Genomic DNA, 22,634 nt, shown 5'->3' on the forward strand with positions numbered 1-22,634 from the left:
GCGCGCTGCTACCGCCAGCGTTCGGCTTCTTTGGCCAGTGCGACCAGTTCAGCACCGAGCTCCGTCAACTCGTCCCGGCCGGCATCCTCGGCGACGGCGGTCGCGATGTCTTCGGCGGCACACCGCAGTCGGAAGAGACGTTCGATCAGATCCTCGGCCTCTCCGGAGCTAAGAACCACCGAATCCGCAGGGATGGAACTTCCTGCGACCAAGTTTCGTTGCTCATATGCGCGTTGACGACAGGATTGCTTGCAGTACTTGCGTCGGCGGCCGACCTCGGACTCGACGATCTCGCGTCCGCACCACGCGCAATTGTTGCGTGCAGTGCCGCGTCGAGACGCTGTGGCCTGGGGTTCCATAACCAGTGAGGTTACTCCGCACGGACGTCGGCACCGGTGGCCGCCACCCACCAAAACTCCGTCCGCGACGCGATCGCGGAGGATTTAGCAGGACATCCGCACAAACGCGTAAGATGGATAGGTAATCCAACGAAGGGATAGTAGTTATGGCAGATCGAGTTCTACGCGGCAGCCGCCTCGGAGCGGTGAGCTACGAGACCGATCGCGATCATGACCTCGCGCCGCGGCGCATGGTGAAGTACCGCACCGACAACGGCGAGATCTTCGATATTCCGTTTTCCGACGAAGCCGAGGTCCCGTCGACTTGGCCGTGCAAGAACGGTATGGAAGGCACGATTCTCGAAGGTACGGTCACCGAAGAGAAGAAGGTCAAGCCGCCGCGCACCCACTGGGACATGCTTCTCGAGCGTCGTAGCGAAGAAGAGCTCGAGGTGCTCCTGACCGAGCGTCTCGACCTCCTCAAGGCACGCCGTCGGGGCACCAGCAGCTAGAGGTCTGACAGATCGGCTCCACGCAAACGAGCCACCTATACGAAGTCGATCCACATGTTTGTGGATCGTCTTCGTATAGGTGGCTCGTTTGTTGTTGGTGCTACTTCTTACGCAGCTTGTCGAGGCGATGGGTCAGGCCCCAACGCGGCACCTTGAATGCGGCTTCGCGGACGATGCTGCCGCTCATCTTCGACTCCCCCAGCTCACGTTCGGTGAACGTGATGGGCACCTCGGCCACATCGAAACCGGCTCGCACCGTGCGCCAGCCGAGGTCGACCTGGAAGCAGTAGCCGTGCGATTCGATGGCACCCAGATCCAGTGTCTCGAGTACGTGACGACGGTATGCGCGGTAGCCGCCGGTGATGTCTTTGATCGTCACACCGAGCGCGATCCGCGAATAGATGTTGCCGCCGCGGGACAGGATCTCCCGGCGTCGCGGCCAGTTCACGACGGTGCCGCCTGGGACATAGCGTGAGCCGATGACCAGATCGGCGCCCGCGTTGACCCGGTCGAGCAGACGATGCAGTTCCTCGGGAGCGTGACTGCCATCGGCGTCCATCTCGACCAGGACCGCGTAGTCGCGGGCCAGACCCCATTTGAAGCCGTCGATATAAGCGGCACCCAGACCGTTCTTCACGGTGCGGTGCATGACATGGATTCGTCCGTCACCGTCGGCTGCCACCAGTTCGTCGGCGAGATCGCCGGTACCGTCCGGGCTGCTGTCATCCACGATGAGAACGTGCACCGCCGGCTGGGCCGCCTGGACCCGCTTGACGATCAGCGGCAGATTCTCGATCTCGTTGAAGGTCGGAATGATCACCAGGGTTCCCGCCCCGTCCGCCCCTACGACCGGACCGGTTGTGCGTGAGTTGTCCTCAGGCCCCGTCACCATGCTCCTCCTTTGACCATCCCCGTAACCTAATGCCTTGTACCACCAGGACCAAAAAACCGCAGACCGTCAAGAGTACGGCCAGACGCTCGGGCCACGGTCCGATCTTGGTGGCCACCGTCTGATCGGTGTGCAGTGGAATCGACTCGACCAACGCCGCCGGCTCGAAGAATCCGCTGCGTGCGGTGGTGTGCCCGTCGGGCGCAATGATGGCGCTGACGCCGCTCGTGGCCGCGACAACCACCGCGCGTCCGTGTTCGACCGCCCGCAGCTGTGACATTGCCAGTTGTTGATAGGTCATCTGTGTGCGCCCGAAGGTGGCGTTGTTGGTCGGTACCGACAGGAACTCCGCACCCGACTGGACGGCTTTGCGTGCCGACCGGTCGAAGGCGATTTCCCAGCACGTCGATACACCCACCCGCACGGATTCACCGCTGTTGATCTCGACATCGACAACGCCAGGGCCGGTGCCCGGTTTGAAGTTGCCCGCAGACTCGGCGTACGACGAGAAATGCGTGAAAAAGCTTCGCCAGGGCAGATATTCGCCAAAGGGCTGGATGATCTGCTTGTCGTAACGGCCTTCGATCTCACGGCCGTCAGATGCCTGGCGCCCATCCCACACCAGCACGGTGTTCGTGGGCCTGCCATCGGGATTTCGGACCAGTGTTCCGACGAGGATCGGGGCATCGACCGCGATGGATGCCATCGTGATCAGTTCGGCGGCGTCCTCGTTGGTCGTGGGGTCGATGTCGGATGCGTTCTCCGGCCAGATCACGATGTCCGGCTGCGGTTGTTCACCGGCCCGCACCGCGGCGGCCAGGGCCATGGTTTCGCGCACGTGGTTGTCGAGCACGGCGCGGCGCTGCTCATTGAAATCAAGGCCAAGACGCGGCACATTGCCCTGAATGGCGGCGACGGTGATCTGGTTGTCGGAACTGTTGCGCGAATCAACGGAGGGCCACAGGAACGCCGCCACGATCGGCGTGACCAGAGTCATGATCAGCGCCGGAACCAGCCGATTCCACTGCCGCGGCGCGGTGGCGGCCCACGTCAACAAAGCCGCCAGGCCGGCACCACTCAGTGCCACGGAGAAGGACACCAGCGGCGCCCCGCCCAGCGAGGCCAGGGACACCATCGGACCGCCGAGCTGCCCGAATGCGGCACGGCCCCAAGGAAAACCGCCGAAAGGAAATGACGAGCGGGCCCACTCGACGGTGACCCATGCCAACGCGAACCACAGCGGCCAGGCCGGCAGCCGGAGCAGGCGGACGGCAAGGACCCCGAACAATCCGGTGTACAGCGACATCACCACTGCCAGCGCCACCCATGGCAACGGGCCGACGTAGACGCCGATCCACGGCAGCAGCGGGAGGAAGAAGCCCAGCCCGTACGCGAAGCCGTGCAAGAAGCCGTCGCGGAATCGGGTGACGTCCTTGAGCGACAAAGCCAACACCATCAGTGAGGCAATGCCCAGAAACCAGAGATTGCGAGGCGGGAAGGCCGCCCACATCAACAGACCGCCGATCGCGGCGGCAACCGTCCGTAGGACCAACGGCGTGCGGACAAAAGTGCCGATGCGGGCCGAGAGCGCCGACCCGCGGGATTCCACCGTGCCAGAGGTCACCGGGCGGCCCTGTCGTAGATCGCTCGTCCGGCGCGCACGGTGCGCACACAGTCCGGGAGTTTGCGCCCGGGCCGCAGGTCGGGCAGCGCCGGCACGCGTGATCGTGGATCGGTGGACCATCTCGCCACCTGGGGGTCGGCCGAACCCGCGACGACCAGATCCTCGACCTCCCACACCGCGTAGTCGGCAGGCGCGCCCGGAACCAGCGTCCCGGCAACACCGTCACGGTGACCGCCGGCCCGCCAGGCGCCGCGGGTCGAGGCGGCGAAGGCGGCACGGGCAGAGATCGCACTGGTGGGGTTGTTGTGATTGGAGGCGGCCGCGATGGCAGCCCACGGGCGCATCGATGTCACCGGTGCATCCGAGCTGAAGGACAGGCCCACACCCGCTTTGGCGAGTTGCGCGAAATTGTTGAGCGATCGGCCACGTTCGGCACCGAGACGCTGTTCGTAGAGCTGGCCGGAGCCACCCCACAGGGCATCGAACAGCGGTTGCATGCTGGCGATCATGCCGCCCGCAGCCAGGATGGTCGCTTGGTCCGAGGTGATCATCTCGGCGTGTTCGATGCGGTGGCCCAGCCGCGCCAGCGCCGGACCGCCGAACTCGGCGGCGACATCGGCAACGGCCTGTACGAGCACATCCATCGCCGCGTCCCCGATGACGTGGAATCCCGACTGGATGCCGGCCTCGGTGCAGGCACGCAGATGGGTGGTCACGGTCTGCGCGTCGAGATAGCCGACGCCACACGTGTCGGCGTCGACGTAGGGCTCGCGAAGGAGCGCGGTGTGTGAGCCGATCGCGCCGTCGATGAACAGGTCGCCGCCGAGCGCGTGGGCGCGGGTCGACTCGAGCAGAGCCCTTGCTTCTGCGGTATCGGATACCGCAGCGCCCCAGTAGCGGCGGATCTCGACATCATGTGTGAGTTCGGCCAGCGAGAGGAAGTCGTCGAGTCCGCTGATGTCGGGGCCACCGTTTTCGTGGACGGCGACGATCCCGTTCGCGGCGGCATCGTCGAGCGCCGCCTGCTGGGCGCGATTGCGTCCGGCGGTACTCAGCAGCGCGCGGGCCGCGCGGCGCACCCGATGGTGGGCGTCAGCGGTCAGCGGACCCTGCGGGTCGTACCCGAAGGCGCCGATCAGCCCGTCGGCGCGGATACGCAAAGCAGTTGATGCGACTGCGGAATGTTCGTCGATCCGGGCCAGATAGACCGGGCGATCTCCGACGACGGCATCGATGTCCGCTGTCGAGGGATGTCCGTCCGGCCAGGTCGACTCGTCCCAGCCCAACCCCCAGATGAGGTCGGTGTCGGTGTGTTCGGCGTTGTACCGGCGCAACCTCGCGAGGCAGTCTTCGCGGCTGACCGCATCGCTGAGGTCGAGTCCGCGCAGCGCCAGCCCCGTCGACGTGAGGTGAACATGAGAATCGACAAACGCGGGTGCCACAAGCGCCCCGCCGAGGTCGACGACTTCAGCCTTGGGATGCAGTACACGTCCGACCGGATCGGAACCGACCCAGACGACAACACCGTCTTCGATCGCAATAGCAGTTGCATCGGGGGCCACCGGCGAATAAATGTGCCCGCCGATCAGCAGTTGACTCTCCACGACCGTCCAGTCTGCCTGCCGGACGGTGGCGGGCTGTTGTCAGGGCTACCGACGGGGGTACACGGGTCAGAGGTCGGGGTGCGACTTGGGCAGTTGACGATGGCTCGGGTCATAGTCGGCAGGGCCATAGGTGGTGTCGACAACCTGTCCGTCGACAACGGTGACACCGGCCATCCCGCGGCCATATCGCGCATAGCCCTCCATCGCGCCGACGACCTTGCGGGTACCGACAGCGATGACCAGTGGGCGAAGGAGCATTCGAACAGGCTTGAGCAGCAAGAGGATACCGATGACGGTGGTGACCAGACCGGGCACGACCATCGCGATCGTCGCGCCGGCCAGCAGTGCGGTGTCAGCGACCGGCGCTGCCGATCCGGCGGGACCGGCAGGCGTCCCCGCAGCAGCGTTCTGTCCGGCGGCGCGGAGATTGGCCAGTACTTTGGCACCTTGGCGGCGGAGCAACCAGAAGCCCAGGACCATCGTGGCGATCACCAGCAACACCGCCCACGCGAAACCGATCGCAAAACAAAGCCCCACGAAGGCGGCTATTTCTATCGCCACGTAGGCGAGAAAGAGTGCGAGCTTCATCAGATCAACCATCCCGATCATCGGCAGTGCGTACACAGGGTCAACGATCAGGCCGCCCGATTTTCTCCCGATCCCCCGAATTCGATCGCACCAGGCGCGATGGCTTCGAGCTCGGGCCGTCTCAGGTTCCCTCGATGTCGCCTTCGGTCTCGAGGAACACCCGCCGGAGTTCATCGAGCATCTGCGGTGGAGGTGCCGACCACATTTCCCGCTGCGCCGCCTCCAGGAGACGTTCGGCGATGCCGTGCAGCGCCCAGGGGTTGGACTTGTTCATGAACTCCTGGTTGGCCGCGTCCAGGACGTACGCCTCGGTCAGTTGCTCGTACATCCAGTCGGCCATCACATTGGTGGTGGCGTCGTAGCCGAAGAGGTAGTCGACCGTGGCTGCCATCTCGAATGCGCCCTTGTAGCCATGGCGCTGCATCGCGGCGATCCAACGTGGGTTGACCACGCGGGCCCGGAAGACGCGGGTGGTCTCTTCCGACAGGGTGCGCGTGCGAACGTTGTCCGGGCTGGTGCTGTCGCCGATATAGGCCTCGGGATCTTTGCCGGTCAATGCCCGGACCGTGGCGACCATGCCACCGTGATATTGGAAGTAGTCGTCGGAATCGGCGATGTCGTGTTCGCGGGTGTCGGTGTTCTTGGCGGCGACGGCAATGCGCCGGTAGGCCGATCGCATGTCGTCGACCGCGGCGACGCCTTGACGTCCGCGGCCGTACGCGTAACCGCCCCATGCGGTGTACACCTCGGCCAGATCGGCATCGCTGCGCCAGTCCTTGGAATCGATCAGCTGGAGCAGGCCGGCTCCGTAGGTTCCGGGCTTCGACCCGAAAATACGACTGGTGGCGCGGTCGACGTCGCCGTGGTCGGCGATGTCGGAACGCGCATGGGCGGCAACGTAGTTCGACTCGTCGGGTTCGTCGAGGCCGGCGACCATGCGAACGGCATCGTCGAGGATCGTGATCACATGCGGGAAGGCGTCCCGGAAGAATCCGGAGATGCGCACCGTGACATCGATACGGGGACGGCCGAGTTCGGCGAGGCTGATCAGGTCGAGTTTTGTCACCCGGCGAGACGCCTCATCCCAGATCGGCATCACCCCGAGGAGTGCGAGAACCTCGGCGATGTCGTCGCCGGACGTGCGCATCGCGCTGGTCCCCCACACCGACAAGCCCACGGATTTCGGATACTCGCCGTGGTCCGAGAGATAGCGGGCCAGAAGGGAATCCGCCATGGCCCGGCCGGTCTCCCAGGCAAGTTTCGACGGTACGGCCTTCGGGTCGACCGAATAGAAATTGCGTCCGGTCGGCAATACGTTGATCAGTCCACGCAATGGTGATCCGCTCGGCCCGGCGGGGATGAACCCACCGCCCAGCGCGTGGAGGATCCGCGGGACCTCCTGATCGGTCTGGCGGAGCCGAGGGATGATCTCGGAGCCTGCGAACTCGAGGATCCTGCGAACATCTTCCGGATGACCTTCGGCGACCGTGGCGATGGTGGCGGCATCCCAGTCGCCCTTGGCGCAACCCACCACCAATTCCCGGGCAATGGATTCGATGCTGTCGGTAGCGGTACGCCCGGCGGTTCCGTCTTCGGTGAGCCCCAGCGCTTCTCGTAGGCCGGGCAGGCTCTGCGTACCACCCCAGAGTTGCCTGGCCCGCAGCATCGCCAGCACCAGATCGACCTCGACATCACCTGCAGGCGGTTGGCCGAGGATGTGGAGTCCGTCGCGGATCTGAACGTCTTTGATCTCGCAGAGCCAGCCGTCGACGTGCAGCAGCATGTCGTCGAAGACATCTTCTTCGGGTCGCTCGGACAACCCGAGGTCGTGGTCCATTTTCGCAGCCTGCAGAAGCGTCCAGATCTGCTGGCGGATCGCCGGAAGTTTGTTCGGGTCGAGCGCGGAGATGTTGGCGTGCTCGTCGAGCAGCTGCTCCAAACGCGAGATGTCGCCGTAACTCTCGGCCCTTGCCATCGGCGGGATCAGGTGATCGACCAGCGTGGCGTGCGCTCGCCGTTTCGCCTGGGTGCCTTCACCGGGATCGTTGACCAGGAACGGATAAATCATCGGCAGGTCGCCGATGGCGGCATCGGTGCCGCACGAGGCCGACATACCCAACGTCTTGCCCGGCAGCCACTCGAGGTTGCCGTGCTTGCCGACATGGACGACGGCATCGGCGGCAAAGTGATCTTGTGACGACAACCAGCGATAACAGGCCAGATAGTGATGACTCGGCGGCAGATCCGGGTCGTGATAGATCGCGACCGGGTTCTCACCGAAGCCTCGTGGCGGTTGGACCATCAGCACGATGTTCCCGAATTGCATTGCCGCGATCACGATATCGCCGTCCGGATTGACCGAGCGGTCGACGAACAATTCGCCGGGGGCCGGTCCCCAGTGTTGGATCATCGACGCCCGGAGATCGTCGGGCAGTGTGCCGAACCAGTCGCGGTAGTCCGCCGCTGACAGCCGGATCGGGTTGGCGGCCAGGGCTTCTTCGGTGAGCCAGTCGGGGTCTTGTCCACCGGCGGCGATCAGAGTGTGGATCAGCGTGTCCGAATCATTCTCGGCCAGACCGGGAACCGAGCCCTCACCGGATTCTGGTCCGATGTCGTATCCGGAGTCGCGCATGGCATCGAGCAATCGGAGCAGGCTCTGTGGGGTGTCGAGCCCCACTGCGTTCCCGATCCGAGCATGTTTGGTCGGGTACGCCGACAACATCACGGCAATCCGGCGATCAGCCGGTGCGATGTGCCGAAGTCGACCGTGGCGCACAGCGATTCCGGCGACTCGCGCACACCGTTCGGAATCCGGGCGGTACCAGGGCAGACCGTCGTCGCCGATCTCCTTGAACGAGAACGGAACCGTGATGATCCGTCCATCGAACTCGGGTACCGCGACCTGCGTGGCGACGTCCAACGGTGACATCCCGTCGTCGTTCGCCGCCCATCCGGCACGGGACGATGTCAGGCACAGACCCTGCAGGATCGGGATGTCCAGGCGGGCAAGTTGTTCGATGTTCCAGTTCTCGTCATCGCCACCGGCCGACGCGGTGGCAGGCGTCGTTCCCCCGGCGGCGAGCACCGTGACCACCAGCGCATCGGCAACCGAAAGCTGCTCGAGCAGGTCGTCGGGCGCGGTCCGCAGCGACGCACAGTAAATCGGCAGTGCCCGGCCGCCCTTGTCCTCGATCGCATCGCAGAGGGCGTTGATGTAGGCGGTGTTGCCTGCCAGATGTTGGGCTCGGTAGTACAGAACCGCGATGGTCGGTCCGGCCGTCTCGACCTGGGGTTTACGGTCCAGGATCCCCCACTGCGCGGTGGTCGCCGGAGCGCTGAAACCGTGGCCGGTGAGCAGCACGGTGTCGGACAAGAACGCGTGGAGGTTCGCGAGATTGTCAGGTCCGCCCTGGGCCAGGTAGTTGTGGGCGTCGGCGGCCACGCCTGGAGTAACCGTCGACATCGACATCAGGTCGGGGTCGGGAAGCTGTTCACCGGAGAGCACCACGGTCGGCAATCCCGCGGCGATCACCGCGTCCAGACCCTGTTCCCACATCCGGCGGCCACCGAGAATCCGCACAACCACCAGGTCAGCGCCGTCCAGGAGGGCGGGTAGGTCTTCGTCGACGAGAAGGCGTGACGGGTTCGCGAGGCGGTAGTCGGCACCGCTGGCCTTGGCCGCCAGCAGGTCCGTGTCCGAGGTGGACAGAAGCAAGATCACGAGGACCTCCTTGCCGGGAATGCGCGCCCGGCGGTTGGGGTGTAGCAGCGGAGCAACAAGGGTCTGACTTGGGGTTTCCCCCATACAGTGGCGCGACCGTGCCGGACTCTCACCGGCTTCCTCGTTGCGGAATTGCCTCAGCATATAAGACCGGCAATTCCAGGTGATCCGAAGGCGATGAGTCGGACAACCGGCCGCCACTGAGCGGCGAGAAGTTGATCGGCGCCAGTACCGTTGAACCCATGAGTCGACCGTCCGATCGTTGCCCAGGTGTGTTCTCGGCCCACCCGGCGGCAGATGGCCATCTGGCCCGGATCCGGTTACCAGGCGGTCTGATCACCCCGATCCAGATGCAATCCCTGGTCGGTGTGGCGGATGAATTCGGCGACGGTCATCTCGAAGTGACCTCGCGCGGCAACGTCCAGCTGCGTGGGATCACCGACGTGGACGGTGCAGGCGAACGCATACTCGACGCCGGACTGATCCCGTCTCCGAGTCACGAACGGGTGCGCAACCTGCAGCTTTCGGCATTGACGGGGCGGCGCGGAGGTCTGATCGACGCACGCCTGGTCCTGGACGATTTCGACATCCGACTGCAGTCCGACCCGGTGCTGGCGAATCTCCCGGCCAGGATCCTGTTCGGCGTCGACGATGGTCGTGGCGACATCCTTACCCAGCGTCCCGATATCGGTGTGCTGGCGTTCAGTGATCGAGCGTTTGACGTGGTCGTCGGCGGAAAGCCGACCGGACGTCAGGTCTCGGCGGGTGATGCCCCAGCCCTCATGATCGACCTGGCGCATGCGTTTCTGGCTGACCGGACCGACGAATGGCGCGTGCAAGATGTTGCCGATCTGACGACCATCGACAACATCTTGGCGACATTGCAGGCAACTGGTGAATATCCGAGGTCAGAGTCCATTTCGGAACCGCGGGTGGGTTGGTTGGCGCAGGATCACGACGACTTGGTGGCACTCGGTTCCGTGGTCGCGCACGGACGGATCCCAGCGCGGGTCGGAGAGTTCCTGGCTGCCATCGAACGTGACATCTACCTGACACCGCGAAAAGAGATCCTGATCGTCGACCTGTCAGAAGGCATGGCCGACACCGTACTTCGCGTGATGGCACCGATGGGCCTGATATTCGACGAGAGTTCGCCTTGGACCAAGGTCACCGACTGCACCGGATCACCCGGCTGCGACAAGTCGCATGCCGATGTCCGAGCGGATCTGGAACTGCACCTGACCTCAGACGACGCTGACATCGACGACCGTCAGCACTGGGTCGGCTGCGAACGTGGGTGCGGTTCGCCTCAGGAGAACCATCTTCGGGTCGAGGCCACGGCGACGGGGTACAAGCGTCGCCGAGTCTGATCGGCATCTATGGTGACGAGCACTATGTACACCTACATTCGAGACGGCGCCGAGATCTACCGGCAGTCATTCGCGACAATTCGTGCCGAATCCGACCTCACCATGTTCGATGACGACCTGTCACAGGTGGTTGTCCGGATGATCCATGCCTGCGGACAGGTCGACCTGACCGCCGATGTGCGAGCCAGTGCCGGTCTGGTGACCGCGGCCCGCACGGCGCTGGAAGCCGGTGCGCCGATCCTCTGCGATGCGAACATGGTCGCGTCCGGCGTGACCCGCAAGCGGTTGCCGGCAGACAACGATGTGCGCTGTCTGCTGGGCGACAGCCGACTCCCAGATCTGGCTGCGGAACTGGAGACCACAAGAACCGCTGCTGCGGTGGATCTTTGGCGTCCCATGCTCGAGGGTTCCGTGGTTGCAATCGGCAACGCACCGACCGCGCTCTTTGCGCTCCTCGAGTTGATCGATGCCGGCGGACCGCGGCCTGCTGCGGTGATCGGCGCACCGGTTGGATTCATCGGCGCTGCGGAATCCTGTGCAGCGCTTGCCGATCGAAGTGATCTCGAGTACTTGACGGTACTCGGCCGTCGCGGCGGGTCGGCGATCACCGCCGCCGCTCTCAACGCCCTTGCCTCGAAGGTGGAATGACAATGACCGGCAGTGGAAAATTATGGGGCGTGGGATTGGGCCCCGGAGACAGCGAACTGGTCACCGTGAAGGCCGCCCGCGTCATCGGTGAGGTAGATGTGATCGCGTATCACTGTGCCCGCCACGGTCGTTCGATCGCTCGGTCGGTGGCTGAGCCGTACCTTCGGGAAGGTCAGCTGGAGGAACGGCTGATGTATCCGGTCACCACCGAGACCACCGATCACCCCGGTGGCTATCGCGGCGCGCTCGACGACTTCTATGCCGATGCCGCGGAGGTCCTCGCAGTGCATCTGCGTGCGGGACGTTCGGTGGCGTTGTTGGCCGAGGGCGACCCGCTTTTCTACAGCTCGTACATGCATATGCACAAGCGGTTGACCGATCGCTTCGACACCGAGATCATCCCGGGTGTCACATCTGTGAGCGCGTCGGCAGCTGCCACCGGCATGCCTTTGGTCGAAGCCGAGGAGACCCTGACCGTCCTGCCGGGCACGCTCCCCAGGGCCGAGCTCGTCCGTCGACTGCGCGACAGCGATGCGGTGGCAATCATGAAACTCGGCCGAACCTTTCCAGAAGTCGTTGCAGCGCTGCGTGAATCCGGTGTCGTCGATAGGGCATGGTATGTCGAACGCGCCTCGACGGGTGCGCAGAAGGTCATGCCCGTCGGCGATGTGGATGCCGCGACTGTGCCCTATTTCTCGATGGTCGTCATCCCCGGCGCGCTCAACAACGCGCAACCGTCTGCACCTGTTGCCGGTGCGGTTGGCGAGGTTGTTGTCGTCGGGTTGGGACCCGGCGCCGATCGGTGGACCACCCCGGAAGTGCGTGCGGAGCTGGCGCAGGCCACCGATTTGGTGGGCTACAAGACCTATCTAGACCGGGTGACTCCCCGACCCGGACAACGTATGCATGCCAGCGACAACCGAGTGGAGTCCGAACGCGCGTGCATGGCACTGGATCTGGCAAAGAACGGTGCCCGGGTGGTCGTCGTGTCGTCGGGTGATCCCGGGGTTTTTGCGATGGCGGCAGCGGTTGTCGAAGAAGCGGCGGACCCGCAATGGCGCGAGGTTCCCGTGCGGGTGGTGCCCGGGGTGACCGCGGCCAACGCTGTTGCCAGTCTCGCCGGTGCACCACTCGGACATGACTATGCGGTGATCTCGTTGTCGGACCGCCTCAAAAGCTGGGATGTGATCACGGCTCGGGTCCGCGCTGCACTGGCTGCAGATCTGGTGCTCGCGATCTACAACCCCGGATCGGTCAGCAGGAATTGGCAGGTCGCGGAACTGAAGGACATCGTTCTGGAGTTCAAGGACCCGTCAACGCCGATCATCCTGGGACGTGACGTGGGTGGCCCTGAGCAGTCGGTGGTGATCACCACGGTCGGAGAGTTCGATCCGACCGTGGTCGACATGCGGACGCTGTTGATCATCGGCTCGTCGACCACAACAGTGGTGGACCGCGTCGGAGGCCCGGTGGCGTTCACCAATCGCCGCTACGAGAGCAACTGACGAACCCAGGCTGCGGCGGCGGACGTCGTTTCGACGGTTGCGCCGCCGGGTGGGGTCGGTCGTCGAACCATGACGACCGGCAGTGAGAGTTGCCGCGCAGCTTCGAGTTTCGCCTGAACGAGTGGTCCACCACTGTTCTTCGTGACGACCACGTCGATGCGATGTTCGCGCATCAGGGCAAGTTCGCCGTCGACGGTGTACGGACCGCGGCTACGGATGATCCGATGCTGCGCGGGTACCGCTCGCTCGGGTGGGTCGACGAGACGGATCAGAAACCAGGCCTCATCGATCTCGGCAAATGCGTCCATGTCTTGGCGGCCGGTGGTGAGGAAGACTCGGGGACTTCCCTTTTCGTCAGCCAGCTTCGCCACAGTCCTGGCGGCTCCGGCGATGTCAGGGACGTCGATCCAGCGATCCCCCGGTTGCGCCTGCCATTCTGGGCGTCGCAAGGTCAACATCGGTACGTCGAGTTCTGTTGTTGCGGCACCGGCGTTGGCCGATATCTGGCGGGCAAACGGATGGGTCGCATCGACCACTACCGCGCAGTTGTTGTCGCGCAACCACGTTGCCAGCCCGTCGACGCCGCCGAACCCGCCGATCCGGACGTCACCGACCGGTAGCGCCGGATTCTTGACCCTGCCGGCCAGCGAGGTGACAACCCGCACTCCCTCGCCGACGAGTTCCTTGGCCAGAGCGCGGGCTTCTGCGGTGCCGCCGAGGACGAGGACTGTGCCCTCGCTCATGACGAATGCGGGTCGGTACGCAGCTTGGTCATCCGGGCGGACGAGTAGAGATAGCTGTCCGGGAACTCTGCCGCGGCCAGGACGCGTCCGACAAAGATGACCGCGGTGCGCCGGATATCGTTCAGTTCCAGCTGGTTCGGGAGCTCTGCCAACGTGCACCGAACAATCTGCTGGTTGTCGCGGCTGGCAAAGGCGACCACTGCAGTGGGACAGTGACTTCCGTAGTGCGGAGTGAGCGCGTCGACTATCTGTTGAGCACGATGCGCGGCCAGGTGGATGGCCATCGTGACACCCGTGCGGGCGAGTTCTTCGAGTTGTTCGCCTGCGGGCATGTCGGTCGATAGGGTCGACACGCGGGTGATCAGCAGCGACTGGCCGACGCCGGGCACCGTGAGTTCTTGGCCCAATGCTGCGGCGGCTGCGGTAAAGGCCGGAACGCCCGGGACGATCTCGTAGGAGATTCCCTGCGGCCGAATCAGTCTGATCTGTTCCGCGACCGCCGAATACAAACCGGGATCACCGGAATGCAATCGGGCCACGTCATGTCCGGCGCGGGTCGCGGTCACGATGTGCTCGATGATCTCCGGCAGCGGCATCTTTGCTGTATTGATCAAAGTGGCCCCGGGTGGACAATGTTCTAACATCTCCGCGGGGACCAGCGAACCGGCGTAGAGACAGGTGCTGCACTGCGAGAGCAGCTTTGCGCCCCGAAGGGTGATCAGGTCGGCGGCGCCGGGTCCGGCCCCGATGAAGTACACCGTCATGAGTTGGTCCTCGGTTTGTCGGCGATCCACTGCGTCACTGGGAGCGTTGGACGCCAGGTTGTCATTGATCCGAGCGGTTCGGCGTGATCGATCTGGAATCGACGGAGGCTACCACCCACGGCGGCATGCCATTTGACCAAAACGGCCTCGGATTCGAGTGTGACGGCGTTGGCAACGATCCGACCGCCGTCCAGCAGTGCATCCCAGCACTCCTCCACCATCCCCGGGACCGTCACTCCTCCCCCGATGAAGATCGCATCGGGATCAGGTGCGTGGGTCAATTGCTCGGGCGCTGCGCCGAGGACCGTCAAGCCTGCGCTCACCCCGAGCTCGGCTGCGTTGTGCACGATGCGTCCGCGGCGTACCTCGTTGGATTCGAAAGCGATTGCGGTACAGGTTCGCTCGGTGCGCAGCCATTCGATGGCGATACTGCCTGCGCCCGCGCCGACGTCCCAGAGCAATTGGCGGGCGGCGGGCCGCAGGGCGGTGACGGTCAGCGCGCGCACTGCCTGTTTGGTGAGTTGCCCGTCGTTGCTGAAGTCGGTGTCAGGCAGACCTGCCTGGCTGCTGACGGCCGGACCGAGACAGTCGACGGCGATGATGTTGAGCTGATCGCCGGCAGGCTCGGCCCACGTTCGCGCAATACCGGTGACCTGACGTTCCTTGTCAGAGCCGAGCTGTTCGAGGACGGTGAGTTGCGACCATCCGAACCCGTGGGCTGTGAGCAATTCTGCGACGGCCGCCGGAGTGGTGTTGTCGCGGCTGAGGATCAGCAGCCGAACGCTGTCGGAGACTCCCGAGAGGATCGAATCGAGGGGGCGATCGACAACACTGCGGATGCGCGTCGTGGCAAGGTCCCAGCCGAGACGGGCGGAGGCCAGGCTGACGCTCGAGACCGCGGACAGGATGCGCACGTGTTGCACGCCCACCTGTTTCACGATCGATGCTCCGACGCCGTGGAACATCGGGTCACCCGAGGCGAGGATATGAATGGTGTGCGGGTGCGTGTCGGCCAGAAGTCGCTGGAGGTGCTTCGACATCGGGCTGTCCCACCGGTGGAGGGTCGCCTCGAGTGGCGCCAACAGATCCAGCTGGCGCGCAGAACCGTAGATCTCGGTGGCAGAGCGCAATTCGCGCTGCGAGTTTCCGGACAGGCCGTCCCAGCCGTCCGCGCCGATGCCGACGACCACAAACTTCAGATCACTCATCGCGGCATCCGTCGCCAGATCGCCTGGGGCAGGAGCTTCATCACAAAGAAGACAGGACGGAGCTTTCCGGGGACCCAGACCACATGCTTACCTCGGTGCAGCGCTTTGACCACTGCATCGGCAACCTGCGGCGCGGTGCTCGACATCGGAGCGGGTTTGGTCCCGGAGGCCATCAGATCTTTTGTCATGCTGCCGATGACAAATCCGGAGCGGACGAGTAATAGGTGTACGCCACTGCCGTGCAATGCATCTGACAATCCACTGGCAAAGCCGTCGAGCCCGGCTTTGGTTGAGCCGTAGACGTAGTTGGCACGCCGGACCCGAACGCCGGCCACAGATGAGAAGACGACGATGTTGCCGCGTTTCGCGGCCCGCATTGCGACGGCCAACGGGGTCAGCACGCTGATCTGGGCGAGGTAGTCGGTGTGCGCGATCTGTAGTGCGTGGGCGCTGTCGACCTCTGCTCTCGCCTGATCGCCGAGGATGCCAAAGGCAACGATCGCATCGTCGATGGGCCCGTGTTCAGCAACTATCTGGCGGATCAACCCTTCATGCGCTGAGGTGTCGTTTGCGTCGAACTCAACCGTATGAACTGCCGCCGCATTCTCGGATTCCAGTCGTTCGCGCTGATCATCGAGGTCAGTCGACCTCCGAGCCGCCAAGATCACGGTCGCCCCTGCTGCGATCCGGGCTGCCACCTCCAGCCCGATCTCACTGCGGCCACCGAACAGCACAACCACTCGCCCATTACTCACCGGGCCAGTATCCCAAACGACTTTGGGAGGAGCGACGGTCCCGTTGGCTAAGGTCGGCTTGTGCCCAAAACAGCAGACGACCTCACCCCCGCAGCACTGGACTTCCTCACCGAACGCCACCTCGGGAGCCTGACCACCGTCCGTGCATCGGGGACTCCTCATGTTGTTGCTGTGGGATTCACCTACGACGCCGAGACAAAAATCGCACGCGTGATCACCTTCGAAGGCAGCCAGAAGGTGAAAAATGTCGACCGGGCTGGATACGCCGCCGTGTTCCAGGTGAACGGTCCGCAGTGGTTGACGCTGGAAGGCAAGGCATCGGTCCATCGTGACCCAGACGCTGTCGCCGAAGGTGTCCGCCGCTATGCCGCGCGCTACAAAGAACCCAAAGTGAACCCACGCCGCGTGGTCATACAGATCAACGTCGAACGCGTACTTGGTTCGCAATCGCTGATGGTCACCGCCTAAAAAAGGCGCTACGCATCCTGGTCAGGACTATCCGGTTCGGGATCGGGTTGGACCTCGGGTTCGCCGCCGGTCGGTTCCGCCAGCTTTTCGGCCAACACCGCCTGGCGGTCGGCGAGGACTTTTTGCCAGGCCGCTGCGAAGGTTTCGTTGACGTGCTGGGCGCGATTGACCCGCGGTGTGCGTTCCGGATCAACAGACGCCGGCGGTATCCAGCCGACTCGACCCGTGTCGGGGCCTTCGGTGATCATGATTGTCTGCCACTGATGTGGACCATCACCGATGAGTTTGTGATGCGACGGACAGGCTGATCCCATCATGTTGATGTCGGTCAGACCACCGTTGATCCATGCAAGCAGGTGATGGGCCTCGACCCAGGTCGCCGGATTGGTGCAGCCTGGATGCGAACAACCCCGATCCCGGACGAACAACGCGAGCCGCTGGCCTTTCTGCGCGGTCCGTTTGGTCCGGGCCAGATACAACACCTCCGCGGAGTGGTCAGCGAACACGGCCAAATATTTGTCGGACCGCGCTGCCAGGTGCAGGGCCTCTTTGACCGGAATATCCACTCCCGACGCCGTTCTGGCGATCCCCGCACAGTCGTCGAGCTGCTCCTTGGTCATCGTGATGATCAACTGCGCCGGCAACCCCCGATGCGACTTGCCGAGCAGGTTGCATTCCAGAATCGTTGTCAGGATCGCCTTGAGCGCGTCGTGATGTTGTTGGCCCTTCGAGCGGGTATCACGTTCGGCGGCAGCCTTGACCAGTTCAGCATCCTGTTTCGGATCATCGGAGGCCCCGGTCGGCGAGTTGGGGTCGGCCGGGTTGTTCATCCCCGGCGCCGCCCACACATCCATCACCGTCTTGAACAACGCCAACGTTTCCGGATCCAGGGTGCCCGAGATCTTGGCCATCAGGTCTACCCCTTGATCACCCAGACTCACACTGCGTTTACGCGCCCGATCCGAATCATCGGTCAGCCGGCCATCGGGATCAACCCGGGCCAACACCGCACGACCCGATGCCGCCAACTGCGTCGGGTCTTGGCCGACAGCTTCTTCGGTCATCCAGTGATCGACCACGTCATACACCGCCGGATCAGCCGCGGACGGAATGTGTTTGCGCACGTCCAGCATCACATCCATATGCGCGGCCCCGATCAGCCCGTGAGCCCAGGCCTGTTCGGCGGCAGGGCATTTCGGCGCCAACTCCTCACCCTGCATCGTGTGGAATCGGCCGACCGCCTCCAACCCGCGGATCCGGGAGGAAGTTTGGCCTTTGGTCAGCCGCAACTCGCTGCGGGTGAACCCGAACAACGACGAATACCCGGCTTCGGTAAACGATGACCGATCCGAAACCCGCAACAGGAGACCCAACCCGATGAACTCAAGCTTACGAACTATCCGCTCATGCACCCGCACAAGCTCATTGACTTCCGCCCCAGACATATCGGAATCAGCGCAGTCCGCGATATCGGCAACCAGCAACTCCAACTCGAGGTACTTACGCACCAACACCGGAACCGAAGAAGAATCAACCCCAACTCCATCAGATGGATCGTCAGTCATCATGCCCCCCAGCACATCTGATCGAACGCTTTCAATCAGTCTACCTCGGAGGACACCAAAAGTCGAACGTTTATTCGAATCAATGTGATAGGTTGAGAACCTATTTCAGACCGACTTCAGTTCGTGCGGTTGGGAATTGAATGCTTCGCAGCCATCATCGGTGACGACAACGATATCTTCGATGCGCGCACCCCAACTGCCGGAGAAGTAGATGCCGGGTTCGATGCTGAATGCCATGCCCGGGCGCAGTGGAATACCATTGCCTGCAACGATATATGGCTCTTCGTGGACGGACAGCCCGATGCCGTGGCCGGTGCGGTGAACAAATTTGTCAGCCAGTCCGGCGGCTGCGAGCACGTCCCGGGCCGCGGCATCGACCTGCTCGGCGGTGACGCCGGGGCGGACGGCGGCCACAGCGGCTCGCTGAGCTTGTTGTAGCCACTCATACTGCCGTGCGATCGCATCGGAAGGCGTTCCGACACAGTAGGTTCGGGTGCAATCGGAGTTGTATCCCGGCGCGACGGGTCCGCCGATGTCGACGACCACCATGTCGCCGTCCTCGATCACCCGATCTGAGACCTCGTGATGGGGATCGGCGCCGTTGGGACCGGATCCGACGATGATGAACTCGGCCCGGGTGTGCCCTTCGGCAAGGATGGCGGCATCGATGTCGGCCGCGACTTCACGTTCGGTGCGGCCGGCTTTCAGCCATTCCCCCACTCGGGCGTGCACTCGGTCGATCGCGGCACCTGCGCGGCGCAGTGCTTCAATCTCGGCGTCATCCTTGATCATTCGCAGTTCACGCAGCACGGCAGTGGCAAGTTCCGGTGCGCCGCCCCAATGCCCTGCCAACGGGACGGTGTGCAGCGCAGGGGTTGCGTCGGAGACCGCGTAACGACCGCCGGCTCCCCCGGCGGCTCCAACCGCCAGTGCGTACGCATCCTGCCCGTCGACCCAATCGTGAACGCTCAGTCCGAGCTCACCGACGGCCGATTCCCGTAGCGCCGCCAACTCCAGTCGTGGCACAACCACTTCGGGAGCGCGCTCCGGACTGATCACCAGGGCGGTGAGCCGTTCGAATGTCGTCGCTCGTGAGCCCGTCAGATATCGCAGGTCGGGTCCGGGAGTGATGAAGAGCGCCGACAGACCGGCTTTCGCCGTCAACTCCTGCGCCCGATCCAGACGTGACTTGTACACCGCTGCCGAGAATCGCTGATCCGCCATGGATTCAAGGCTATCGGTCGCCGAGTTCTTGGTGTTGGCGGCGCCCTGACCTTCGTCACAAACCATCGGAAGTGTGTCCCACTCCGATCACAACATGCGATGAGTGATCTTTAACCGGGCGGAAACCCCGTCTTGCGCGGAGAATAGGGGCAACGAAAGATATTTAGTTCTGAGGAAAACCAGGAGGTCACCGTGGACCGTGAAGGCGTACGACGTCGATTACGGGCTGTTCCGACCGATGATTCTCAGGTCCAGTTCGCAAATCTGCACGGATACAAGCGTGCCTACCGGATGGCCGGATCGGGCCCGGCGCTGCTTTTGCTGCACGGAATCGGCGACAACTCCCTGGCCTGGGAACCGGTGTTCACCCAGCTCAGCGAAAAGTACACGGTCATCGCACCGGACTTTCTCGGACACGGATTTTCCGATCGTCCGCGCGCCGACTACTCCGTGCCCGCTTTTGCCAACGGAATGCGGGATCTGCTGGCCTACCTTGACGTCGAACGCGTGACGATCGTCGGCCATTCGCTCGGCGGTGGTGTGGCCGGGCAGTTCGCCTACCAGTTCCCCGAGATGGTCGAACGGTTGGTTCTGGTCGGTACCGGCGGCGTCACCAAAGACGTCAATCCGGTCCTGCGCGCGCTGTCACTACCGTTTTCCGAGTACGCGCTGGCCGCTGTCTCACTCCCAGGAGTGTTTTCTACGTTCGCAGCGGCTTCACGCACGTTGCGTGATCATCTGCCCGTTGCACTGTTCCGGGACAACAACGAGATCGTTCGGGTGCTCGAACGGATGCCGGAGAAGGGGTCGGCCGAGGTCTTCGCCCGAACTCTGCGATCAGCCGTCGATTGGCGTGGCCAAGTGGTGACCATGCTCGATCGCTGTTATCTGAGCGCAGGTATCCCGGCGCTGATCGTATGGGGTTCGGACGATCAGGTCATCCCGGTGCAGCACGCCCACATGCTCCACAGCGCAATGCCCGGCTCGCAGTTGGTCATCTTCGACAAGGCCGGTCACTTCCCGTTCCGGGACGATCCAGACCGATTCGTCGACTTGCTGCTGTCCTTCGTGGCGTCGACCGTACCTGCGAATATCAGCCGTGCAGACGTGAAAATCGCTTTGCGACAAGGCCCCTCGAGTCAACCACTCACCGGCGACGCCGAGTCCCAACTGGCCGTACTCGATGTCCTGGGTTCGGACGAACGCAGCGCCACCTGACCGCAGTGCTCTGATGGACTGCGCCGATCTGGCATGGTTTAGGCATGACTGCTCCAGTGATGTTGCTCGACGGTGCCAGCCTCTGGTTCCGGGCCTTTCATGCCCTGCCCGAGAAGATGACCGCACCCGACGGGCGTCCGGTCAACGCGGTCCGCGGATTCGTCGACATGATCGCGTCACTTGTCACCCGGGAGCACCCGCAGCGCCTGATCGTGTGTCTGGACCTCGACTGGCGTCCGGCTTTCCGCACCGACCTCATCCCGTCGTATAAAGCGCATCGCGTGGCCGAAGGCGCCACCGACGGCTCGGAAGAGGTTCCCGACACGCTGACACCCCAGGTCGACATGATCATGAAGATCCTGGCCGCCGCCGGAATTGCGACTGCGGGCGCGGAGGGCTGCGAGGCCGACGACGTCATCGGGACCCTCGCGGACTCCGAGGCGGTGGATCCGGTGGTGGTGGTCAGCGGCGATCGTGACCTACTGCAGGTTGTTTCCGACGATCCAGTTCCGGTGCGCGTGCTGTACGTGGGCCGCGGCCTGGCCAAGGCGGAGATGTTCGGGCCACAAGAACTGGCCGAGAAGTACGACGTACCAACATCGAATCCGGGTTCCGCCTACGCCGAGATGGCAATTCTGCGGGGCGATCCGTCCGATGGGCTGCCGGGCGTCACCGGTATCGGTGAGAAGACCGCGTCAAAACTGCTGCACGAGTTCGGAAACCTGGACGAACTCGAACGCGTGGCATCAACCACGACGGACAAGCGGATTTCACCGCGCCAACGTAAATCACTCGCGGAAGGCGCGGACTACCTGCGTGCGGCTCGCACCGTTGTATTCGTGAAGACCGACGCCGAGATCATCGGCGACAGTGACGGTCGTCTGCCCTCCGAGCCCGCTGACCCGGCAGCGCTGGCCGACCTGATCGAAGAACTCGGTGTGGGCTCGTCGATCGGCCGACTGGGCAAGGCGCTCGGTTGGCAGGTGGGCTGAACCGCCCACCCGCCGACCAACTGCCTACTGTGTGGTCGGCTGACCGACCTCGTACTTGCCTTCGTCGTCAAGGAAGGTGATCTTGACCTGCTGGTTCGCGCCGGCAACGGTCGCAGTGCAGGTGAAGCTGTTGCCCTTCTTGATTTCCTGATCTTCGGGACACTGGACGTTCTCGACGTCTTTGGCCTGGTAGTCGTTCTCCAGGACCGACGCCACGCCCTTCTGGGCGGCGTCTTGACTGAGCACCTTCGTCACTGCAAAGCCCGGAAGCCAGAATGCCGTGACCGCCAGGACGACGACGATGACCCCGACCACTGCGGCGCCGATGATCAGCGGCAGCTTCTTCGAGTTCTTCGGCGGCGTCATCCCCGCGAACTGGTCGCCACCGGACTGACCGTACTGTCCTGGCTGGCCATACTGACCTGGTTGACCGTATTGATCGGGCTGACCGGGTTGGCCGTACTGTCCCGGCTGACCGTACTGTCCCGGTTGGCCCTGCGGCGCACCATATTGCGGCTGCTGGCCGTACTGTCCTGGCTGGCCATATTGTCCCGGTTGGCCATACTGCTCCGGCTGCCCGTACTGACCGGGCTGCTGCGGAGGCTGCTGGCCCCAACCCTGTTGTGGCGGTTGGCCCTGCGGCGGCTGCCCGCCGGTCGGGTAACCATAGGTCTGTTGGTTCCACGGGTCAGGATTCTGACCCGGCTGCCCTTGTCCTGGCTGCCCTTGTCCTGGTTGCCACTGCCCGGGTGCCGAACCGCCACCCTGGTTGTTCGGGTCGTTGGGCCCGCTCATGTATTTCCCCTCCACATGTCCGCGTCGCGCGATCGCAAGTCCAGGACTTCCGAACCCCGAACATACCGCACAACCCATGGCCATTCAGGCAGGCGCTCGGCGA

Annotated in this window: 20 protein-coding genes and 1 riboswitch; of the genes, 7 read left to right on the forward strand and 13 right to left on the reverse strand. The window is 63.8% G+C overall.

Annotation, left to right across the window (positions count from 1 at the left end; all coding sequences use genetic code 11):
- Window positions 1–8 precede the first annotated feature (8 nt).
- Window positions 9–359: a hypothetical protein gene (locus AC56PL_RS16485; protein ID WP_497154531.1), complete on the reverse strand. Its 351-nt coding sequence runs from the start codon at window positions 357–359 to the stop codon at window positions 9–11.
- A 146-nt stretch (window positions 360–505) separates the two neighbouring features.
- Between AC56PL_RS16485 and AC56PL_RS16490 the strand changes: the two genes are divergently transcribed.
- A complete protein-coding gene (locus AC56PL_RS16490; RefSeq protein ID WP_482139465.1) occupies window positions 506–850 on the forward strand; it encodes an RNA polymerase-binding protein RbpA in 345 nt (114 codons plus the stop codon).
- Window positions 851–950: 100 nt separating this feature from the next.
- Here the strand turns inward: AC56PL_RS16490 and AC56PL_RS16495 are convergent, their stop codons facing one another.
- The 5 genes from AC56PL_RS16495 to cobN form a co-directional block, all read right to left on the reverse strand.
- Complete coding sequence (locus AC56PL_RS16495; RefSeq protein WP_497154532.1) at window positions 951–1,742, reverse strand: polyprenol monophosphomannose synthase; 792 nt, start codon at window positions 1,740–1,742, stop codon at window positions 951–953.
- A complete protein-coding gene (gene lnt / locus AC56PL_RS16500) occupies window positions 1,726–3,363 on the reverse strand; it encodes an apolipoprotein N-acyltransferase (RefSeq protein ID WP_497154533.1) in 1,638 nt (545 codons plus the stop codon). The genes AC56PL_RS16495 and lnt overlap by 17 nt, the downstream gene beginning before the upstream one ends.
- Complete coding sequence (locus AC56PL_RS16505) at window positions 3,360–4,967, reverse strand: amidohydrolase (protein ID WP_497154534.1); 1,608 nt, start codon at window positions 4,965–4,967, stop codon at window positions 3,360–3,362. The genes lnt and AC56PL_RS16505 overlap by 4 nt, the downstream gene beginning before the upstream one ends.
- Before the next feature lie 66 nt (window positions 4,968–5,033).
- A complete protein-coding gene (locus tag AC56PL_RS16510; protein ID WP_497154535.1) occupies window positions 5,034–5,576 on the reverse strand; it encodes an FxsA family protein in 543 nt (180 codons plus the stop codon).
- A gap of 100 nt (window positions 5,577–5,676) precedes the next feature.
- The gene (gene cobN / locus AC56PL_RS16515; protein WP_497154536.1) at window positions 5,677–9,276 is read right to left on the reverse strand and encodes a cobaltochelatase subunit CobN; all 3,600 of its coding nucleotides are present in this window, start codon (window positions 9,274–9,276) and stop codon (window positions 5,677–5,679) included.
- A 52-nt stretch (window positions 9,277–9,328) separates the two neighbouring features.
- A riboswitch (adenosylcobalamin (AdoCbl) riboswitch) is annotated at window positions 9,329–9,404 on the reverse strand.
- Window positions 9,405–9,518: 114 nt separating this feature from the next.
- On the opposite strand from cobN, the gene cobG reads away from it, so the two are divergent.
- The 3 genes from cobG to AC56PL_RS16530 are packed head-to-tail and all read left to right on the forward strand — an operon-like array spanning window position 9,519 to window position 12,799.
- On the forward strand, window positions 9,519–10,646 hold the full coding sequence (cobG, locus tag AC56PL_RS16520; protein WP_497154537.1) for a precorrin-3B synthase: 1,128 nt from the start codon (window positions 9,519–9,521) through the stop codon (window positions 10,644–10,646).
- A 24-nt stretch (window positions 10,647–10,670) separates the two neighbouring features.
- Entirely contained in the window at window positions 10,671–11,294 is a 624-nt protein-coding gene (locus AC56PL_RS16525; protein ID WP_495516900.1) for a precorrin-8X methylmutase, read from the forward strand.
- Window positions 11,291–12,799 (forward strand): precorrin-2 C(20)-methyltransferase, encoded by a 1,509-nt coding sequence (locus AC56PL_RS16530; protein WP_495516442.1) that lies wholly within the window; start codon window positions 11,291–11,293, stop codon window positions 12,797–12,799. The genes AC56PL_RS16525 and AC56PL_RS16530 overlap by 4 nt, the downstream gene beginning before the upstream one ends.
- Here AC56PL_RS16530 and AC56PL_RS16535 read toward each other — a convergent pair.
- From AC56PL_RS16535 to dprE2, 4 genes are read right to left on the reverse strand one after another with little or no spacing between them, the layout of a single operon-like run.
- Window positions 12,784–13,542 carry a cobalt-precorrin-6A reductase gene (locus tag AC56PL_RS16535; RefSeq protein ID WP_495516443.1) on the reverse strand — a complete coding sequence of 253 codons (759 nt, stop codon included), beginning with the start codon at window positions 13,540–13,542 and terminating at the stop codon, window positions 12,784–12,786. The genes AC56PL_RS16530 and AC56PL_RS16535 overlap by 16 nt on opposite strands.
- Window positions 13,539–14,306, reverse strand: coding sequence for a precorrin-4 C(11)-methyltransferase (cobM, locus tag AC56PL_RS16540; protein ID WP_497154538.1), 768 nt, complete (start codon window positions 14,304–14,306; stop codon window positions 13,539–13,541). Before cobM ends, AC56PL_RS16535 begins: the two co-directional genes overlap by 4 nt.
- Window positions 14,303–15,514, reverse strand: a complete 1,212-nt coding sequence (gene cbiE, locus AC56PL_RS16545; protein WP_497154539.1) for a precorrin-6y C5,15-methyltransferase (decarboxylating) subunit CbiE — start codon at window positions 15,512–15,514, stop codon at window positions 14,303–14,305. The genes cobM and cbiE overlap by 4 nt, the downstream gene beginning before the upstream one ends.
- Window positions 15,511–16,269, reverse strand: a complete 759-nt coding sequence (gene dprE2 / locus AC56PL_RS16550; RefSeq protein ID WP_495516446.1) for a decaprenylphospho-beta-D-erythro-pentofuranosid-2-ulose 2-reductase — start codon at window positions 16,267–16,269, stop codon at window positions 15,511–15,513. The genes cbiE and dprE2 overlap by 4 nt, the downstream gene beginning before the upstream one ends.
- 60 nt (window positions 16,270–16,329) lie before the next feature.
- Between dprE2 and AC56PL_RS16555 the strand changes: the two genes are divergently transcribed.
- Window positions 16,330–16,737, forward strand: a complete 408-nt coding sequence (locus tag AC56PL_RS16555; RefSeq protein WP_495516448.1) for a TIGR03618 family F420-dependent PPOX class oxidoreductase — start codon at window positions 16,330–16,332, stop codon at window positions 16,735–16,737.
- An 8-nt stretch (window positions 16,738–16,745) separates the two neighbouring features.
- Here AC56PL_RS16555 and AC56PL_RS16560 read toward each other — a convergent pair whose 3' ends face one another.
- Both AC56PL_RS16560 and AC56PL_RS16565 read right to left on the reverse strand, forming a co-directional pair.
- Entirely contained in the window at window positions 16,746–18,305 is a 1,560-nt protein-coding gene (locus tag AC56PL_RS16560) for an HNH endonuclease signature motif containing protein (RefSeq protein ID WP_497154540.1), read from the reverse strand.
- 102 nt (window positions 18,306–18,407) lie between these two features.
- Window positions 18,408–19,526: a M24 family metallopeptidase gene (locus tag AC56PL_RS16565; protein ID WP_495516450.1), complete on the reverse strand. Its 1,119-nt coding sequence runs from the start codon at window positions 19,524–19,526 to the stop codon at window positions 18,408–18,410.
- Window positions 19,527–19,718: 192 nt separating this feature from the next.
- Between AC56PL_RS16565 and AC56PL_RS16570 the strand changes: the two genes are divergently transcribed.
- The gene (locus AC56PL_RS16570) at window positions 19,719–20,744 is read left to right on the forward strand and encodes an alpha/beta fold hydrolase (RefSeq protein ID WP_495516451.1); all 1,026 of its coding nucleotides are present in this window, start codon (window positions 19,719–19,721) and stop codon (window positions 20,742–20,744) included.
- Between the two features lie 59 nt (window positions 20,745–20,803).
- Entirely contained in the window at window positions 20,804–21,736 is a 933-nt protein-coding gene (locus AC56PL_RS16575; RefSeq protein WP_495516901.1) for a 5'-3' exonuclease H3TH domain-containing protein, read from the forward strand.
- Window positions 21,737–21,760: 24 nt separating this feature from the next.
- Here the strand turns inward: AC56PL_RS16575 and AC56PL_RS16580 are convergent, their stop codons facing one another.
- Entirely contained in the window at window positions 21,761–22,531 is a 771-nt protein-coding gene (locus AC56PL_RS16580; protein ID WP_495516452.1) for a DUF4333 domain-containing protein, read from the reverse strand.
- Window positions 22,532–22,634: the final 103 nt, after the last annotated feature.

The organism is Williamsia sp. Y721 (assembly GCF_059683565.1).

What these genes read in the sequence shown, in the direction of transcription:
- AC56PL_RS16485 (WP_497154531.1), bottom strand. Translation starts at nt 359, where the DNA reads ATGGAACCCCAGGCCACAGCGTCTCGACGCGGCACTGCACGCAACAAT.
- AC56PL_RS16490 (WP_482139465.1), top strand. Translation starts at nt 506, where the DNA reads ATGGCAGATCGAGTTCTACGCGGCAGCCGCCTCGGAGCGGTGAGCTAC.
- AC56PL_RS16495 (WP_497154532.1), bottom strand. Translation starts at nt 1,742, where the DNA reads ATGGTGACGGGGCCTGAGGACAACTCACGCACAACCGGTCCGGTCGTA.
- AC56PL_RS16510 (WP_497154535.1), bottom strand. Translation starts at nt 5,576, where the DNA reads ATGATCGGGATGGTTGATCTGATGAAGCTCGCACTCTTTCTCGCCTAC.
- cobG (WP_497154537.1), top strand. Translation starts at nt 9,519, where the DNA reads ATGAGTCGACCGTCCGATCGTTGCCCAGGTGTGTTCTCGGCCCACCCG.
- AC56PL_RS16525 (WP_495516900.1), top strand. Translation starts at nt 10,671, where the DNA reads ATGTACACCTACATTCGAGACGGCGCCGAGATCTACCGGCAGTCATTC.
- AC56PL_RS16530 (WP_495516442.1), top strand. Translation starts at nt 11,291, where the DNA reads ATGACAATGACCGGCAGTGGAAAATTATGGGGCGTGGGATTGGGCCCC.
- AC56PL_RS16535 (WP_495516443.1), bottom strand. Translation starts at nt 13,542, where the DNA reads ATGAGCGAGGGCACAGTCCTCGTCCTCGGCGGCACCGCAGAAGCCCGC.
- cobM (WP_497154538.1), bottom strand. Translation starts at nt 14,306, where the DNA reads ATGACGGTGTACTTCATCGGGGCCGGACCCGGCGCCGCCGACCTGATC.
- cbiE (WP_497154539.1), bottom strand. Translation starts at nt 15,514, where the DNA reads ATGAGTGATCTGAAGTTTGTGGTCGTCGGCATCGGCGCGGACGGCTGG.
- AC56PL_RS16560 (WP_497154540.1), bottom strand. Translation starts at nt 18,305, where the DNA reads ATGATGACTGACGATCCATCTGATGGAGTTGGGGTTGATTCTTCTTCG.
- AC56PL_RS16565 (WP_495516450.1), bottom strand. Translation starts at nt 19,526, where the DNA reads ATGGCGGATCAGCGATTCTCGGCAGCGGTGTACAAGTCACGTCTGGAT.
- AC56PL_RS16575 (WP_495516901.1), top strand. Translation starts at nt 20,804, where the DNA reads ATGTTGCTCGACGGTGCCAGCCTCTGGTTCCGGGCCTTTCATGCCCTG.
- AC56PL_RS16580 (WP_495516452.1), bottom strand. Translation starts at nt 22,531, where the DNA reads ATGAGCGGGCCCAACGACCCGAACAACCAGGGTGGCGGTTCGGCACCC.